Genomic DNA, 520 nt, shown 5'->3' on the forward strand with positions numbered 1-520 from the left:
CCCTCTTATCCGCCATTCAGCCTGGTTGGCTGCGGCAGCGTCGGATCGAAAACCGCTCTGCATCTGGCCCGTGCCGGCGCCCAGATCTTGGCCGTCTCCGACAGCAACGAGCTGCGGCCCCACAACATGGCCCGGCACGCCCTCGTGCGGCCACCCCTGCCGTGGCCGAAGGCGTTTGAACTGTCTGACGAGCTGGCCCTGCTCGGGCAGAAACCGGAAGCCCATCTGATTGACGTGGTTAGGGGCCTGAAGCGTGCGGACAATCGCCTGCTGATTTCGCCGCCCGGGACCGGCACGCTGCTCAACACGACCGCATCGAGCCTGGTGCGCGATGCCCTGTCAATGGTGAGCCCTGCCGAGCTGCCGGCACGCATGGCGGAGATCGCCCTTTTCGGGCGCGGCCGTGGCGGTTTCGTATTTCATAAGGGAAGCAACCGCAATCCGAGCCTCGCCGACCTGCAGGCGGTGCTGTCCGCGACCGTGACGCCTTATGAACGGACATTGTTGTTCGATCCCGAGT

At 65.2% G+C, this 520-nt stretch carries 1 pseudogene; it reads left to right on the plus strand.

Features of this window, described 5'->3' with window-relative positions:
* Positions 1 to 520 (plus strand): annotated as a pseudogene (locus EN742_RS37195) (hypothetical protein); the annotation flags it as partial.

Origin of the sequence: Mesorhizobium sp. M4A.F.Ca.ET.020.02.1.1 (assembly GCF_004022645.1) — a bacterium.
Lineage (GTDB): Bacteria > Pseudomonadota > Alphaproteobacteria > Rhizobiales > Rhizobiaceae > Mesorhizobium.